The organism is Comamonas sp. w2-DMI (genome assembly GCF_040187735.1).
Classification (GTDB): domain Bacteria; phylum Pseudomonadota; class Gammaproteobacteria; order Burkholderiales; family Burkholderiaceae_C; genus Comamonas; species Comamonas terrae.
This window is the reverse complement of record NZ_JBANEL010000010.1, coordinates 140927-155747: the sequence shown is the minus strand read 5'-3', so window position 1 is coordinate 155747 and position 14821 is coordinate 140927. Positions and strand designations below refer to the sequence as shown.

Below are 14821 nucleotides of genomic sequence, written 5' to 3'. Positions count from 1 at the left end.
TGCATATGCAGAAGCGATCCATCCAGCGTGGCCGACCGACGGGCGCGACAACCTTTGAAGCGGAGCCGGCACAAGCGTTTGGCGCCGCAGTACGCTCTATCAGGACTGCACAGGGTGTTGCGCAAGAAACTTTGGCAAATCGTGCAGGAATCGAGCGCTCACATATGGGGAAGATTGAACGAGGAGAGCATATGCCCACTCTGGCGATTATCTTGAAAATTGCTAGAGCACTGGGATGCAGCGCTTCTGAATTGATGAAGGAAACAGAAAATGGGCTTGAGGCAATCAAGGGAAAATAACCCATTCCAATGCGCTGCTGTTGCAACGATCGAAGGGGTCTCTTTGGAGTTGGAGGAAGGTTTTTGCGAAACAAAAATCATTCCCGCCCCACCGCACGCGAATAGCCACTATCAAGAAACCTCGCCTTTTCTGAAATGGGCAGGAGGGAAAAGGTGGTTGGTCGAAAAGCACTCACACCTTCTAAATATAGAGCACGAAAGATATATCGAGCCTTTTGTGGGTAGTGGCGCAGTTTTTTTTTAGCCTGCTTCCGCATTCCGCTATTCTTTGCGATAAAAACGAAAAGCTCATAGAAGTTTATGAGGCAATAAAAAGCGACTGGAAGAAAGTTGCAGATTTGCTTCGAGTTCATCACAAAAATCACTCTTCAGAATATTATTATCAAACTCGCCGAAAGCGGTTACGCACGCCAGAAACACGAGCAGCGCAATTTATTTACCTAAACAGAACCTGTTGGAATGGCTTATACCGGGTAAATAAGAAAGGTGAATTCAACGTCCCAATAGGAACGAAGCAGAATGTAGTTCTGTCGACTGATGATTTTGAAAAAATCGCCTTGTGCTTAAAAAATGTAGAGCTTCTCTCTGGCGACTTTGAAATTGCTCTTGAAAAGGCTGGGCAGGGGGATTTTGTTTTTATAGATCCTCCTTATACAGTCAAACATAACTACAACGGCTTTCTAAAGTACAACGAAAGTATATTTTCCTGGGAAGACCAGGTTCGACTTCGTGATGCCGTCGAGCTTGCTGTATCACGAGGGGCAAAAGTGCTTGTGACTAACGCCTGCCATGACAGCATAAAACGCCTATATGAAAACCTAGGCGAGATCTCAACGTTAAATAGAGCCAGCATCATAGCCGGGAAATCTTCCGCTCGGGGCAGGTACGAGGAGGTCGTCATCAAATGCTACTAAAGACCATCGGCCGCCTGCCTCTAATTCAATGCCTGGTGCATTTTCCTCTGAATGCTCATAAAACAGCATTAAAGAAATTCTCTACGCTTTGGATTTTGACCAGCCTTCCTGTCATCGTCGCTGTATTTCTGTCGCCAATACCAGATGGAACCTCGGGTGTGGGAGTAAAGCTTCTGCTGAAGCTAAGAGAGTCCATTACAGTTTCAGAATTATTTGTGTACACCGCCACATTTCTTACGCCTATTTTCTATATGATTTTTGAGAAGTACCAAGAATCATCAGAAACTCAATTTGGCGAAAAAATAGTACAAAGCGTTAGAAGGTTATTCAAGGGCTACGGGTTGCTGGCGTTGATTTCAATCGTCATCATGATCTTGACCGCTATTGCTTTCGGGCAGATTAAGGCAGGGTCGAGTGACTTCCAAAACTCGTTTCTCGGCTACTACCTAAGTAGTTTATCACTGCCAATCTACATCTTTTCTTTATACTGCTGGTATCTCACGCTCCTTGATGGAGCATGGAGAGGTGATTTTGTATCGGAGAATAGAAGCTCTGAAAAAAATATAGTGAACGATTTTTCTGCAAGGCTGCGTGCTCGGGAGTCTGGTGATGAGTAAAGAATTAAAGCTTACAGTCCTGAAAGTCCGCCAGCCAATTGGCGATTTTTATATCGCATCAATAAGGGCACAAGACCTAGTAGATATATCCTTCTCGGATGTAAGGCGGTTAGCCAAAGACCAGCGTGACCTTGAGAAATATCTTGGTATCCAGCGCCCTGTCAGCCCCAAGAGAATTAAAGAAATAAAGCAATATATCGAAGGAGAGGATTCGACATTTCCAACATCAGTTATCCTTGCTGTGGATGAAAAGTGCGCTGAATATGACTCAGATGGGAACGGCATCGGCACACTGGTTCTTAAGGAGTATCAAGCCGATGCCTCTGATGAGGCAGACTCAATACCTTACGCTAGAATTGCAAAAGTTATAGATGGTCAACACCGCATTGCTGCCTTCATGGATGAAAACAATAATTGGTGTTTTGATTACGATGAGCGAGATTTTGATATTAATGTTGCGATATTTATCGGGGCGGATGTCTCCGAGCAGGCAAATATATTTGCAACCGTAAATCTTGCGCAAACAAAAGTTAATAAAAGCCTTGTGTATGACCTGACGGAGCTGGCAAAAACATCAAGTCCTCATAAGACATGCCACAATGTAGCGGTGGCATTGGATAAAGAGCCAAGCAGCCCGCTATATCAAAGGATTAAGCGGCTAGGAACAGCTACGCCAGGTCGAAAAAAAAGAGCCCTTGACACAAGCATCCTTTGTTGAATCTTTAGTTAAATTCATTTCACCCAACCCCGTTCAAGATAGAAATGATCTCTTGGCAGGGAAGAAAATAAAGCACGTCGCTGGATCTGATTTGAAAAAATTTCCATTTAGAAATTTATTTATTGATGGAAAAGAGATTGATATTACCGAAATAATTTACAACTACTTTAAGGCAGTTGAGAAAAAATGGCCAGACTCATGGAATGCAACTGATCGCGTGGGCAATCTCCTTCCTCGATCAAACGCCTTTAAAGCCTTCATGATTTATTTGCGAGAAGATGCGTATCCAGAACTTGCGCAAGGAAACTATGGACTGATTCCGTCCGTGAATGAATTTTATAAAAAACTGGATCACATCGAGTTAAAAGACGAAGACTTTACAACCCGAAATTTCGCACCAGGCAGTGGTGGACAAGCCACGTTCTTAAAGATGTTGCGTGGGGAGATATCGCTCGAAGATATGCTAGACGGGTAAGTCCCGAATGTCCTTCCTCGTATCAGAAAACGGGGGCAATAGCCCCCGTGTGTCATAACAAGCCATGCTCTGCAAACGACACCGTGTTTGCACCGGCCACGATGACATGATCCAGCGTGCGAACTTCCACCAGCGTCAGAGCCTCTTTCAGCCGCTGCGTCAACACCCTGTCGGCCTGTGACGGCTCAGGATTCCCGCTCGGATGGTTGTGCGAGAGGATGACCGCCGCCGCATTGAGCCGCAGGGCTTCCTTGACCACTTCACGCGGATACACCGATGCACTGTCGATGGTGCCGTGGAACATCTCCCGGTACTCGATCAGCCGGTGGCGCGTGTCCAGAAACAGCACTGTAAAGACTTCATGCTCGAAGCCTGCCAGCTTGTTGCGCAGGTACTCCTTGACCAGCGCCGGGGAAGTGAACTCAGCACCACGCTGCATTTTCAACTCGATGGCCTGGCGCGCCGCTTCGAGAATTTGATCCACCGATGCCGGCATGTAGCGCCCTTGGGCGTCACGCACCAGCAAAGCGTCATCGAACGAGGAAAAGGACAGTTGCGACATAATCGTGCTCCGGTTGCTCGGGCGGAATTGCCCGGAACCGTTGCCAGCACGGCGCAGCGCAAGCAGTCAGAGATCGAAGACGGCCACTAGGCCGCAAGCGTGCGAGCACGCGCAGTCATTGACGGCGAGAACGCCGTGATACGGTGAAGGGAACAGCAAGACCGCCTACACCCCACTCAGCCACACACCCGCCGTTGGCAAGTGCGCAGCACGCGCAGGCCCGGATCAACGATCCAGGCCGGAGGCGTCAGGGATCAGCGCCGAATGGCTGTGATTCGGCACGAAGCACGGGGCGCAGCCCGCGAGCCCGACGGCGGTACGCCGGGACGCACAACTATGGCTTGCCGTCCTTGAAGGACAGCGCTCCGCGAGATTCGAGCAGCCGCCGCGTGTTCTCCAGTTCTTTTTGCAACAACTCGGCATCTGGCAGCACAGTGCGGTAGTTCGCCGCCATCACCTTGGTTGGCAAGCCATCCAGCGCATACCGCGCCAAAGCATGGCCCTTGTCGGCACACAGAATCAGGCCCACCGGCGGGTTCTCGTCCGGGTAGGCCCAATGCTCCTTGGCATAGTTGCAGTACATATGCATCTGCCCCACATCGGCATGGGTCAGGCTGCCCAACTTCAGGTCGATGATGACCAGGCAGCGCAGCTTGCGATGGAAGAACAGCAGATCCACCCGGTACCAGGTCTGGTCGATGCGCAACCGGCGCTGCCGCCCAACGAAGGTGAAGCCTTCGCCCAGCTCCAGCAGAAAGTCTTCCAACCGCTGGATCAAGGCCGCTTCCAGGTCGGATTCCGAGTACTCGTCCTTGAGGTCAAGGAACTCCAGCACATACGGGTCTTTGATGGCGTCATTGGGCGTGACGATATCCTCGGGCTTGGCCGCCGCACCCTTGACCAACATCACGGCCTTGTCTTTGGACAAGGCCGTGCGTTCATAGAACTGGCTGCCTATCTGCCGGTCGAGCTGGCGCACGCTCCAGCCACCGCGCAGTGCTTCGGTCTCGTAGAACCGGCGGGCATGGTCATCCTTGACCGACAGCAGCCGGACATAGGCCGACCACGGCAGGGTAAAGACCTGAGCCAGTTCGGACAGACTCAATTTCCCAGACACTGTCTGGGATTTCTCAGGGGGCGACTCGTTTCCCAATTTCCCAGACAGTGTCTGGGAAATCTCTGGTTGGGGGTACGCGAGGTAGAAACGCCGCATGCTCTCCAGGTTGTTGACGCCGAACCCGCGCCCGAATCGGGCCGTCAGGTCGGCGGACAAGCGTTCCATCAATTGCTCGCCGTAACCAGCCCGCCGCCTGCCTTTCTGCTCGGCCTCGACGATCCGGCGGCCGATTTCCCAATAGCTGGCGGTCATCATTGCATTGACACTGCGCGCCGCCGCCTGGCGCGCCGCATCCAGCAGCTCGACGATGCCGCCGTGGATGCCGGCGTAGCCGGCAGGTAAGGCGGCGGGCTTCCGCGTTGCCACAGGCGTCTTCCTTGTCATGCTGTCGCCTCCATAGAACGGGATGCCCCGGTAATCGCCAGCCGCCGATTCGCCACCAGTTCGGCCGCGTCCCGCACCGGCTTGTCCTCGGTATGAACATAGTGCATGAACATCGCCACGGTCTTGTGACCTGTGAGCTTCATGCCCACCTTGGTCGGAACACCCGAGTTGGCAATGTCGGTCGTCGCCCGGTGGCGGATGCCGTGTGTACCGACATGCGGCACGCCTGCCGCCTTGAGCACGCGCGTCCAGCCGCCGTAGTGCTCGCCGTGGGTCAGGTGCCGGGTCGGGTCGTTCGGCGACGGTAGGACATAGGGGCAGCCTTCCCGGCGCGGTGCCGTCGAAAGCAGCCGATAGGCTTCCTCGCTCATGGGCTTGGAGATGCCACCCGTCTTGCTGTCGGGCCAGACGACGCGGCGCTTTTCCAGATCAACCCATGCCCATTCGAGCGGGCAGATTTCCGAGCGCCGTGCGGCGAACTCGAATTGCAGGCGAATCGCCAGCGGAATGACGTAGTTCTCCAGCCCCTCGGCCTCCAGCTTCTCCAACTGGCGGAAGATCCGCACCAACTCATCGTCCACGATGAGCCGGGTTTCCTTGCCGGGCGGGTACATCGGGACGTGTCGGCACGGATTCGTGCCGTCTGGGCGCAGCCCCCACACTTCGGCCAGGTTGAACATCTTGCGCAAGACGCCGAAGGTGCGGTTGGCTTCGGCCTGCTTGTAGGCCAGCTTCTTCATCAGCGCGGCCACGTCCGGGCGCTTCACGTCCTGCACCTTCATCCGCCCCATGATCGGGATGATGCAACGGTCAATCACGCCCTGATAGCCGCGCTGCGTGCTGGGCTTGTTGCGCTGCTTGGAGTAGTCCTCCATGAAGGTGTGGCAATACTCCTTCATGGTCGGCGCCTTGCGCGCGGCATTCTTGGCCGCGCTGGGGTCGCCGCCCCGGCGAACCTCGGCCAGCCACTCCTGCGCCATCGTGCGCGCCTGATCGACCGTCAGTTCCCCGTACTGGCCCAAGGCGGGCTTGCGGCGCTCGCCGGCGTTCGTGCGGTACTGAAGCATGAAGACCTTGCGCCCTGCCGGGGTGATCTTGCACAGGAAGCCGGGCACCACGGTGTCCCGCAGTTCGATGGCCTTGTCTTGAGGTTGCGTCGCATCGACTGCGGACTTGGTGAGTTTTATTCTTGCCACGATGACTCCTCGGAAAGCCCGGTTTCCAAGAGCCGCATGGGAGCCACGCGAGGGGAAGCCGGGTCAAGTTTCGGAAAGCACCGGCATATGTTGAACTCGCCTAAGTAATTGATAAACCTGCTGTATCGAGCCTTGGCGTAGTCCAGCGAATTACGGTACTGGAGTCATCGTGAAACAAAAAAAGCCCTGCCGGCATCGGCCGGGCAGGGCTTTTTTGCAATCAGCCGCGGTAGCGGCGGTGGCCTCAGCGGGTACGGGAAATGTTGGTATCGATGGTGCCGAACACGGTGATGCCGCTTTCGCCCGAGCCTGACTGCACAGGCGCCGTGCCCGAACAGGCCGACAGGGCAGCCAGCATCACGGCAGCGGCGGCGGTGGAAATCCAATGGCGCATAAGCGTTCTCCTGGGCATAGAGGGGCTCCGGCAGAGCCATGGCCCATGGTAGCGCCCAGGGCAGAAGCCGAGGACAGAACAAGGGGATTTCAGGCTCGAACGCTTGCCGGACAAGCGCTTCCAGCTATCAATTTCACTGCTCCAGATACAGCTCTGCCAGGCGTTTGCGCACCTGGGCATCCACGCCCAGCGCTTCGCTCAGATAGCGGTCCACGCTGCCGTGCTGCGCGCGCGCCAGCTCCACCGAGGCCATGAGGAAGGAAGGCTGCACGCGCCACAGCACGTCCAGCACCTCGGCGGACATGTGGCCGTACATCTGCGCGGGGCGCCTGAACAGGCTGTTGGTCAGCAGGTAGTCCTGCATGATCTGCTCCTCGTCCACGCCCAGGGCCGTGAGCAGCAGGGCCGCGGCCCAGCCCGTGCGATCCTTGCCGGCCGTGCAGTGGAAGACCAGCGGCGCGTCGCCCTGCTGCAGCAGCGTGAAGAACTGGGCAAAGCGCGGGCTGTAGGTCTGCACGAAGCTGCGGTAGGTGTCGTGCATCAGTTCCTCGGTGGCGGCCACGGTCAGGCCTTCGCCGGACTCCAGCATGGCCTGGGCCCGCTGCACCACCGTGGGCTCGACCACCAGCGCGTGGCGCGTGAGCTGTGGCCAGCTGTAGGAAAGGTGCTGGCTTTCGGTCAGGCCGCGGAAATCCGCGCTGCGCGTCACGCCCAGCGCCTGCAGCGCCGCAAGGTCCTGCGGCGTCAGATGGGCCAGATGGGCCGAACGGTACAGCCGGCCCCAGCGCAGGCGCCGGCCGTCCCGGGTCAGGTAGCCGCCCAGGTCGCGGAAGTTGGAAGCGCCAACGAGGCTGACGGAGCGCGATGGCGTGGCGGGAAGAGAGGGGGAAAGCAGTTCGGCATCCATGTCCCAAGAGTAGCCGATATGCATTTCCCCATCATGTCAGGCCTGCGACGCACCGCGCAGCAGGTGTTTCAACAGTTTTCCCGTGGCCGTGCGCGGCAGGGCCTCGCGAACCTCGTAGACACGCGGGATCTTGTACCGGGCCAGCCGGGGTTCGAGAAAGCCACGCAGCGCAGCTTCGTCCAGCCGCCGGCCCGGGCGCGGCGCGAGCACGGCCACCACGGTTTCGCCCCATTCGGGATGGGGGCGGCCGATGACGGCCACGTCCTGCACATCGGGATGGGTGGCCAGCACGTCTTCCACCTCCTTGGAATACACGTTCTCGCCGCCCGTGACGATCATGTCCCTGAGCCGGTCCACGATGTAGAGGTAGCCGTCCTCGTCCACGCGCGCCAGGTCGCCGCTGCGGTACCAGCCCTGGGCATCGAAGGCTGCGGCGCTGGCCTCGGGGTTGTCGAGATAGCCCTGCATCATGGCGGCCGAGCGCAGGTGGATCTCGCCCACCTCGCCGGGGCCGCAGGGACTGCCGTCGGCGCGCCGCACTTCCAGGGCCACGCCGGGGACGCCGCAGCGGCCTATGGAGCCGGCCTTGGCAATGGCCTCCTCGGGGTAGAGCACCGTGCCCAGCGGGCCCGATTCGGTCATGCCGTAGACCTGCATGAAGCGGTCGCTGCCGTAGCTGGCCGCCAGCCTGCGCGCCATGTCTGCGCCCAGGGGACCGCCGCCGTAGGCCCACAGCCGCATGGCGCTGAAGTCGTAGGCCGCCACATCGGGCACCACGGACAGCGGCGCCAGGAACGCGATGGGCGCGCCGAAGGTGAAGGTGATGCGCTCTCCCGCCAGCGCGTCGAGAAAGGCCTTGGGCGCATATTCACGCAGCAGCACGGCCGTGCCGCCCATGAGCAGCGTGCCCAGCAGCCAGTTGTTCAGCGGCGAGGAATGCCAGACGGGCATGGCGATCAGCGTGCGTTCCTGGTGCGTGAGCGAGGTGCTGGCCGCCGCGCACAGCGCCGCATGAAAGACATTGGCATGGCTGTGCAGGCAGCCTTTGGGCTGGCCCGTGGTGCCCGAGGTGTAGAGGATCTCGGCCGGGGCTGGGTCATCGGGCGTGCCTCCATCCGCAAGCGGTGCGGCTTGCTCCAGCAGCTCGTCGAGGAACGGCAGGCCATTGGCGCGGCTGTCGGTGCTCATCCAGCGGGTGCCGCCGGCCATGCGGCCGGCCAGCGGCGCCAGCGTGCCGTCGGCGATGCACAGCTTCACGCGCGCATGGTCGAGGATGTACTGCACCTCGGGTGCCTGCAGCTTGTGGTTGACGGGCACCACGGTGGCGCCCAGCCGCCAGGCGCCGAACAGCGCGAAGACAAAGCCCGGCGTGTTCAGGCACAGCAGGGCCACGCGGTCGCCGCGGCGCACGCCCTGGCCATGCAGCACGGCGGCGGCTTGGCGGCTGGCTTCGGCCAGGGCCGCATAGCTCCAGTCGCGCGCCGGTTGGCCGATGGCGCGCAGCGCCAGCTTTTCGGGCCGCGTGCGGGACTGCTGGTCGAGCAGCGAAACAAAATCCATCATCGCTTGCCTCTCCTCAGTCCGTCCAGGCGGCGCGCAGCAGCGCTGCGGGATCGCCCGTGCCGCAGGACGCGCCGGCCACAGGCCCCCAGTCGGCGTCGAAGCGGCTGGCGATGAAGGCCGAGGCGGCGGCGCTGTCCGCATGGCGCAGCATCAGGCTGGCCTGCACCGTGAGCGCCAGGCGCTGAGTAAAGCGCCGCGCCTCGCGCTCCAAGGCCTGGGGCGGCTGAGCGACAGCGGCGCGCAGCTTGCCGACCTGCGCGGCCAGCAGCGGCTCCTGCGAAGCCGTGTCCTGCAGGTGGTCCAGCAGCAGGTGCGCGTCGTCCGGGTTGCGGGAAATGGCGCGCAGCACGTCCAGGCACATCACGTTGCCCGAGCCTTCCCAGATGGAGTTGACCGGCGCCTCGCGGAACAGCCGGCCCATGGGGCCGGTCTCCACATAGCCGTTGCCGCCGAAGACCTCCATGGCCTCGCCCGTGAAGCCCACGGCGCGCTTGCAGTTCCAGAACTTGGCGGCCGGCGTGACGATGCGGCGCCAGGCCAGGTCCAGCGCATCGCCGCTGCCAAAGCGCGCGGCCAGGTCCATGGCCAGCCAGGTGGCGGCCTGGGACTCCAGCGCCATGTCGGCCAGCAGCGCCGTCATCACGGGCTGCTCGGCCAGCGGCAGGCCGAAGGCATAGCGGTTGCGGCTGTAGTGCAGCGCCTGCACCAAGGCCTGGCGCATGAAGCCGGCGCTGGACAGTGCGCAGTCCAGCCGCGTGTAGGTGGCCATCTCGATGATGGTGGAGATGCCGCGCCCCTCCTCGCCGATGAGCACGCCCCAGGCCTCGTGGAACTCCACCTCGCTGCTGCTGTTGGAGCGGTTGCCCACCTTGTCCTTGAGGCGCTGGATGTGGATGGCGTTCTTGCTGCCGTCGGGGCGCCAGCGCGGCACGAAAAAGCAGGTGGAGCCGCCCTCTTCGGTCTTGGCCAGCACCAGGTGCCCGTCGCACATGGGAGCGGAGAAGAACCACTTGTGGCCCGTGATCAGGAATTCCTCGCCCCAGGGGCCGTGTCCATAAGGAGCAGCGCGCGTGGTGTTGGTCCGCACGTCGCTGCCGCCCTGGCGCTCCGTCATGCCCATGCCCACGGTGATGGAGCGCTTGCCCGCCAGCGGAATGTCGCGCGCATCGTGCTCGGTGGAGGCCAGCAGCGGAGCGACCACCGCATCGAGCTGCGGATTGAGGCGCAGCAGCGGAATGCTGGCCTTGGTCATGGTCGTGGGGCAGGTCGAGCCCGATTCGATCTGGCTGTGCATGAACAGCGACGCGCCATAGGCAGGCCAGGCGCTCCGGCGCCCGTCGACGAAGGGCAGGTTGGCGATGCCGTTGCGCCGCGCAATCGTCATCATCCGGTGCCAGGCCGGATGGAAGCGCACCTGGTCGATGCGGTCGCCCGTGGGCGAATGGGTGTGCAACTCGGGCTCGAAATGGTTGGCTTCCTCGGCGGCCTGCAGCGTGGCCTCGGCGCCGTATTCGGCCCCCTGGCGCAGCAGCTCGGACTCGCGCCACTGCGCACCGCCGCGCGCCACGGCGCGCTGCAGCACCGGGTCGCTGGCGTAGAGGTTGTAGTCCTTGAGTTCGGGGACCTGGTTGTGGGGGTGGATGCCGATATCTGCCATGGCGTGTCTCCTGTGTCCGCTGGCGCCGGGCTGCGGTCCTGCTGTCCGCAGCCGCGCAAGCCCTGCCGTCTTGTTTGCCCCTGCATGCCGCAGGCCGGGGTACACGTTAGATTCTAGGAAGCGACCCTTCTTTACGTGTTCGGATTTGCGCAGCCATGAAACCCTCTTCCAGCCGGCCACCCGCCGCCGGGCGCCGGCGCCCCTCGCAGTCGCGGGCGCGCCAGACTTCGCAGGCCCTGCAGGACGCCTTTGTTCGGCTTTTGGTCGAGCGCGGCTACGCGGCGATCACGGTGCGCGAGATCGTGCTGGTGGCCGGCACCGGCCTGGGCAGCTTCTACGAGTACTTCGCCAGCAAGGAAGACCTGGCGCGCGTCTGCCTGCACCTGCGCACCAAGGCCCTGCTGCTGGGCATGCGCGGCGTGGCCGCCAGCCATGCGGGCCGGCCTCTGCAGGACATCGTGCAGGCCGTGGTGGACTCGCAGCTGCAGGCCCACCGCGAGCGGCCCGAGGAATGGAGCGCGCACTACCTGCTGGAGCGCCACTACTCCAGCGCCGAGGCCTACCGCAAGATGTACGAGCGCTTCGTGGATGCCTGGGCCGGCGCCATCGAGACGGCCAGCGACCTGCCGCCCGGCTATCCGGTGCGCGCGGCGGCGCGGGTCAGCCAGACCATTCTCTACGGCCTGTTTTCCCACGCCCACCTGCGTGCGCCAGGGCCTGATCCGTCCGCGCTGCGGACCGAGGCCTGCACGGCCATCGCGGCCTATCTGAACGCCTTGCCCAGCGCACAAGGCTGAGATGCCCCACAGTGCGCAATTAAAAGCTGCCTGCGCTTGCTGGATAAGGAGTTGAGATGCTTTTGCATCAAACTTCCATGCACAGCAAGCTCTAACAGCTCTTGTTTTGAGAGCACCACTCAAAACCGGCGCTGCTCCAACCCGGGGGCGGCGAAGCTGCCTTCCCGCCGGGGGAAGGCGCGCAGCGCCTCAGGGGGCTACATGTTTCCCGACAATGCCGGCCAGCTCGAACATGCTGATCTGGTCCTTGCCGAACACGGGCCTGAGCTTGGCATCGGCATTGATGGCGCGCTTGTTGGCGGCATCCTGCAGGCCGTTGGCCTTGATGTAGTCCCACAGCTTCTTGATCACTTCGGGGCGCGAAGTGGGCTCGCTGCCGATCACCGCGGCCAGCTCCGCGCTGGGCTTGAGCGTGGCGCTCACGGTGCGCGGCTTCTTCGCCGCTGCAGTCTTGGCTGCCGTCTTGGTCGCGGTCTTTGCGGCGGTCTTCTTGGCGGCAGCGGTGGTCTTGGCGGCAGCTCCCGTCTTCGCCGCCGCAGAGCCCGCCGTCTTGCGCGGCGGGTATTTGCTTTCGCGCTGCTCGAACTCGAAATTGACCTTGCCCGCAGCGCCGTCCCAGACCAGGAAGGCCTTGAAGTTGCGGCGCGTGCGGTTGGAGACGAATTTCTCCAGCAGATCGGTCTTGCCGGTCTGCAGCAGCTTGCTCATCTGCTCGCGCTCGATGGGCTGCTGCAGGATGATCTGGCCGCTCTTGAAGTCGCAGCTGGGCGTGGGCTGGGCCAGCGTGGGCACAGCCTTGGAGCAGACGTAGTTGCTGCCGTGCTCGTAGACCGGCGCGCCGCACTTGGGGCAGGGGCCCAGCGGCTGCTGCTGGGCGAAGTCCACGATCTCGCCTGTGTCCTCGGAATCCTTGTCGTCGCCGAAGTCGAATTCGAGCTTGTAGTTGCCCCCCTCCTCGTCGCGCACGATGGCGACTTCGGCCACGAAGGGCCAGCCGGCCTTGGAGCGGAATCCCTCCAGCGGGCCGATGCGGCGATCGCGCAGCAGTTGTTCGGCTTCGGCCGTCTCGAAGGTGCGGCCCGCGGGCGACTTGGTGAACGAGAAGCCGCAGCCTTCGCCCGTGCCGCTGGCACCCGTGCAAGCGTAGCGGCGGTAGTTTTCCTTGACCACGCCGCCGCAGTTGGGGCAAGGCGTCTGCAGCGTCGCATAGTCGCCGGGCACGGTATCGCGGTCGTATTCCTTGGCCTTCTTGACCAGCTTCTCGGTCATGGCCTGGATCTGCTGCATGAAGGCTTCGCGCGAGAGCTGGCCCTTTTCCATCTGCGAGAGCTTGTATTCCCACTCGCCGGTCAGGTCGGCGCGCGAGAGTTCCTCCACGCCCAGGCCGCGCAGCAAGGTCATGAGCTGGAAGGCCTTGGCCGTGGGAATCAGCTCGCGGCCTTCGCGCAGCATGTATTTCTCGGTCAGCAGGCCTTCGATGATGGCCGCGCGCGTGGCTGGCGTGCCCAGGCCTTTTTCCTGCATGGCTTCGCGCAGCTCGTCGTCGTCGATCTGCTTGCCCGCGCTTTCCATCGCACCCAGCAGCGTGGCTTCGGAGTAGCGCGCGGGCGGCTTGGTCTTGAGGCCCTTGACCTCGGCATGCTGTGTGCGCGGCTGCTCGCCGGGCTGCACGGCCACCAGCGGCTGGCCCTTGTCGCCTTCCTTGGCGTCCTCGACCTCGTTGGCGGCTTCCTTGCCGTAGATGGCCAGCCAGCCCGGCTTGACCAGCACCTTGCCCTCGGTCTTGAAGCTGTGCTGCTCGACCTTGCTGATGCGCGTGGTGACCTGGTATTCGGCGCTCGGGAAGAACACGGCCATGAAACGGCGCACGACCAGGTCATAGAGCTTCTGCTCGGCCTCGGACAGGCCCGAAGGCGCCTGCGTGGTCGGAATGATGGCGAAGTGGTCCGAGACCTTGCTGTTGTCGAAGATGCGCTTGGTCGGGCGGATGTAGTTGTCGTTGATGGCCTGCTGCGCGAACGGCGCCAGATGGCGCATGGAGCTTGCGGCCAGCATGGCGAAGGTCTGGTGCGCCACGGGCAGGTAGTCCTCGGGCAGTGCGCGCGAGTCGGTACGCGGATAGGTCAGGGCCTTGTGGCGCTCGTACAGGCTTTGCGCCAGCGCCAGCGTGGTCTTGGCCGAAAAGCCGAACTTGCCGTTGGCCTCGCGCTGCAGGCTGGTCAGGTCGAACAGCAGCGGCGAGGCCTGCGTGGTGGGCTTGCTCTCTTCGGTAACGGTGGCAGGCTTGCCCTGCACCGCGGCGGCAATCGCCTCGGCCTGGCGCTTGTCCCAGATGCGGTCGGCGCGCGCCTCGGCGTCTTCGCCCTTCTTCCACTGCGGGTCGAACCACTTGCCCAGGTACTGGCCGGCCTGGGCGCCGAAGGTGCCGTGCACCTCCCAGTAGTCGCGGCTCACGAACTTGCGGATCTTTTCCTCGCGCTCGACGACCAGCGACAGCGTGGGCGTCTGCACGCGGCCCACGGTGGTCAGGAAAAAGCCGCCGTCGCGCGAGTTGAAGGCCGTCATGGCGCGCGTGCCGTTGATGCCCACCAGCCAGTCGGCCTCGGAGCGGCTGCGCGCGGCGCTGGCCAGGCCCTGCATCTGCTGGTCGCTGCGCAGATGCTGGAAGCCGTCGCGGATCGCCTGGGGCGTCATGGACTGCAGCCACAGGCGCCGGATGGGCTTGCCCAGCGTGCCCTTGGCGCCGCCCGCGTACTGCTCGATCAGGCGGAAGATCAGCTCGCCTTCGCGGCCCGCGTCGCAGGCATTCACGAGTTCGGTCACGTCCTTGCGCTTGGCCAGCTTGACCACGGCGTTGAGCCGGCTCTTGGTCTTGTCCACGGGCTTGAGGTCGAAGTGCGGCGGAATCACCGGCAGGTGCGCAAAGCTCCATTTGCCGCGCTTGACGTCGTACTCCTCGGGCGCCTGGATTTCCACCAGATGGCCCACCGCGCTGGTCACCACATAGCGCTCGCTCTCGAAATATTCGTCGTGCTTCTCGAACTTGCCGGCCACCGGGGTCAGCGCGCGGACGATGTCCTGCGCCACCGATGGCTTCTCAGCAATCACCAGGGTCTTTGTCATTGTGTGTTCTCGTCGTCATTAACCGCCCGCGCGCCACGCGGCGCCCGGGCTCATACAATCCGCTTCTCACGCGTGCGCACGCACGCGCATGTGTGCAC

The 14821-nt window shown here is 61.7% G+C and carries 15 protein-coding genes; 7 read left to right on the top strand and 8 right to left on the bottom strand.

The genetic code is table 11. From position 1 onward, the window contains the following. The first annotated feature begins 5 nt into the window (after window positions 1–5). From V8Z74_RS12790 to V8Z74_RS12770, 6 genes are read left to right on the top strand one after another with little or no spacing between them, the layout of a single operon-like run. On the top strand, window positions 6–299 hold the full coding sequence (locus V8Z74_RS12790) for a helix-turn-helix domain-containing protein (protein WP_073646486.1): 294 nt from the start codon (window positions 6–8) through the stop codon (window positions 297–299). Then, window positions 271–543 carry a DNA adenine methylase gene (locus V8Z74_RS26265; RefSeq protein WP_502879530.1) on the top strand — a complete coding sequence of 91 codons (273 nt, stop codon included), beginning with the start codon at window positions 271–273 and terminating at the stop codon, window positions 541–543. The genes V8Z74_RS12790 and V8Z74_RS26265 overlap by 29 nt, the downstream gene beginning before the upstream one ends. Then, the gene (locus tag V8Z74_RS12785) at window positions 524–1213 is read left to right on the top strand and encodes a DNA adenine methylase (RefSeq protein WP_349709549.1); all 690 of its coding nucleotides are present in this window, start codon (window positions 524–526) and stop codon (window positions 1211–1213) included. Before V8Z74_RS26265 ends, V8Z74_RS12785 begins: the two co-directional genes overlap by 20 nt. Then, window positions 1204–1830 (top strand): hypothetical protein, encoded by a 627-nt coding sequence (locus V8Z74_RS12780; protein WP_124164490.1) that lies wholly within the window; start codon window positions 1204–1206, stop codon window positions 1828–1830. Before V8Z74_RS12785 ends, V8Z74_RS12780 begins: the two co-directional genes overlap by 10 nt. Continuing rightward, the gene (locus tag V8Z74_RS12775) at window positions 1823–2548 is read left to right on the top strand and encodes a DGQHR domain-containing protein (protein ID WP_349709548.1); all 726 of its coding nucleotides are present in this window, start codon (window positions 1823–1825) and stop codon (window positions 2546–2548) included. The genes V8Z74_RS12780 and V8Z74_RS12775 overlap by 8 nt, the downstream gene beginning before the upstream one ends. Next, window positions 2526–3023 (top strand): ParB N-terminal domain-containing protein, encoded by a 498-nt coding sequence (locus V8Z74_RS12770; protein WP_349709547.1) that lies wholly within the window; start codon window positions 2526–2528, stop codon window positions 3021–3023. The genes V8Z74_RS12775 and V8Z74_RS12770 overlap by 23 nt, the downstream gene beginning before the upstream one ends. A 52-nt stretch (window positions 3024–3075) precedes the next feature. On the opposite strand, the gene radC is transcribed toward V8Z74_RS12770, so the two are convergent. The 7 genes from radC to V8Z74_RS12735 form a co-directional block, all read right to left on the bottom strand. Continuing rightward, window positions 3076–3585, bottom strand: a complete 510-nt coding sequence (gene radC / locus V8Z74_RS12765; protein WP_073646484.1) for a RadC family protein — start codon at window positions 3583–3585, stop codon at window positions 3076–3078. A 334-nt stretch (window positions 3586–3919) separates the two neighbouring features. Beyond that, the gene (locus V8Z74_RS12760; protein ID WP_073646483.1) at window positions 3920–5086 is read right to left on the bottom strand and encodes a PDDEXK nuclease domain-containing protein; all 1167 of its coding nucleotides are present in this window, start codon (window positions 5084–5086) and stop codon (window positions 3920–3922) included. After that, the gene (locus V8Z74_RS12755) at window positions 5083–6282 is read right to left on the bottom strand and encodes a tyrosine-type recombinase/integrase (protein WP_073646482.1); all 1200 of its coding nucleotides are present in this window, start codon (window positions 6280–6282) and stop codon (window positions 5083–5085) included. The genes V8Z74_RS12760 and V8Z74_RS12755 overlap by 4 nt, the downstream gene beginning before the upstream one ends. Window positions 6283–6526: 244 nt before the next feature. Next, complete coding sequence (locus tag V8Z74_RS12750; RefSeq protein ID WP_169798040.1) at window positions 6527–6676, bottom strand: hypothetical protein; 150 nt, start codon at window positions 6674–6676, stop codon at window positions 6527–6529. 133 nt (window positions 6677–6809) lie between these two features. Further along, window positions 6810–7607, bottom strand: a complete 798-nt coding sequence (locus V8Z74_RS12745; protein WP_502879529.1) for a tyrosine-protein phosphatase — start codon at window positions 7605–7607, stop codon at window positions 6810–6812. 12 nt (window positions 7608–7619) lie between these two features. Next, window positions 7620–9143, bottom strand: coding sequence for a class I adenylate-forming enzyme family protein (locus tag V8Z74_RS12740; protein WP_502879533.1), 1524 nt, complete (start codon window positions 9141–9143; stop codon window positions 7620–7622). Window positions 9144–9159: 16 nt separating this feature from the next. Continuing rightward, a complete protein-coding gene (locus tag V8Z74_RS12735) occupies window positions 9160–10803 on the bottom strand; it encodes an acyl-CoA dehydrogenase family protein (RefSeq protein ID WP_349709545.1) in 1644 nt (547 codons plus the stop codon). Between the two features lie 155 nt (window positions 10804–10958). On the opposite strand from V8Z74_RS12735, the gene V8Z74_RS12730 reads away from it, so the two are divergent. Further along, entirely contained in the window at window positions 10959–11600 is a 642-nt protein-coding gene (locus V8Z74_RS12730) for a TetR/AcrR family transcriptional regulator (RefSeq protein ID WP_066474154.1), read from the top strand. Window positions 11601–11789: 189 nt separating this feature from the next. Here V8Z74_RS12730 and V8Z74_RS12725 read toward each other — a convergent pair whose 3' ends face one another. Continuing rightward, the gene (locus tag V8Z74_RS12725) at window positions 11790–14723 is read right to left on the bottom strand and encodes a DNA topoisomerase III (protein ID WP_349709544.1); all 2934 of its coding nucleotides are present in this window, start codon (window positions 14721–14723) and stop codon (window positions 11790–11792) included. Between the last annotated feature and the right edge of the window lie 98 nt (window positions 14724–14821).

Bases quoted from the DNA above. Each gene is read 5' to 3' on its own strand.
- V8Z74_RS12790 (WP_073646486.1), top strand. From the start codon at position 6: ATGCAGAAGCGATCCATCCAGCGTGGCCGACCGACGGGCGCGACAACC.
- V8Z74_RS26265 (WP_502879530.1), top strand. From the start codon at position 271: ATGGGCTTGAGGCAATCAAGGGAAAATAACCCATTCCAATGCGCTGCT.
- V8Z74_RS12780 (WP_124164490.1), top strand. From the start codon at position 1,204: ATGCTACTAAAGACCATCGGCCGCCTGCCTCTAATTCAATGCCTGGTG.
- V8Z74_RS12775 (WP_349709548.1), top strand. From the start codon at position 1,823: ATGAGTAAAGAATTAAAGCTTACAGTCCTGAAAGTCCGCCAGCCAATT.
- radC (WP_073646484.1), bottom strand. From the start codon at position 3,585: ATGTCGCAACTGTCCTTTTCCTCGTTCGATGACGCTTTGCTGGTGCGT.
- V8Z74_RS12760 (WP_073646483.1), bottom strand. From the start codon at position 5,086: ATGACAAGGAAGACGCCTGTGGCAACGCGGAAGCCCGCCGCCTTACCT.
- V8Z74_RS12750 (WP_169798040.1), bottom strand. From the start codon at position 6,676: ATGCGCCATTGGATTTCCACCGCCGCCGCTGCCGTGATGCTGGCTGCC.
- V8Z74_RS12745 (WP_502879529.1), bottom strand. From the start codon at position 7,607: ATGCATATCGGCTACTCTTGGGACATGGATGCCGAACTGCTTTCCCCC.
- V8Z74_RS12740 (WP_502879533.1), bottom strand. From the start codon at position 9,143: ATGGATTTTGTTTCGCTGCTCGACCAGCAGTCCCGCACGCGGCCCGAA.
- V8Z74_RS12735 (WP_349709545.1), bottom strand. From the start codon at position 10,803: ATGGCAGATATCGGCATCCACCCCCACAACCAGGTCCCCGAACTCAAG.
- V8Z74_RS12730 (WP_066474154.1), top strand. From the start codon at position 10,959: ATGAAACCCTCTTCCAGCCGGCCACCCGCCGCCGGGCGCCGGCGCCCC.
- V8Z74_RS12725 (WP_349709544.1), bottom strand. From the start codon at position 14,723: ATGACAAAGACCCTGGTGATTGCTGAGAAGCCATCGGTGGCGCAGGAC.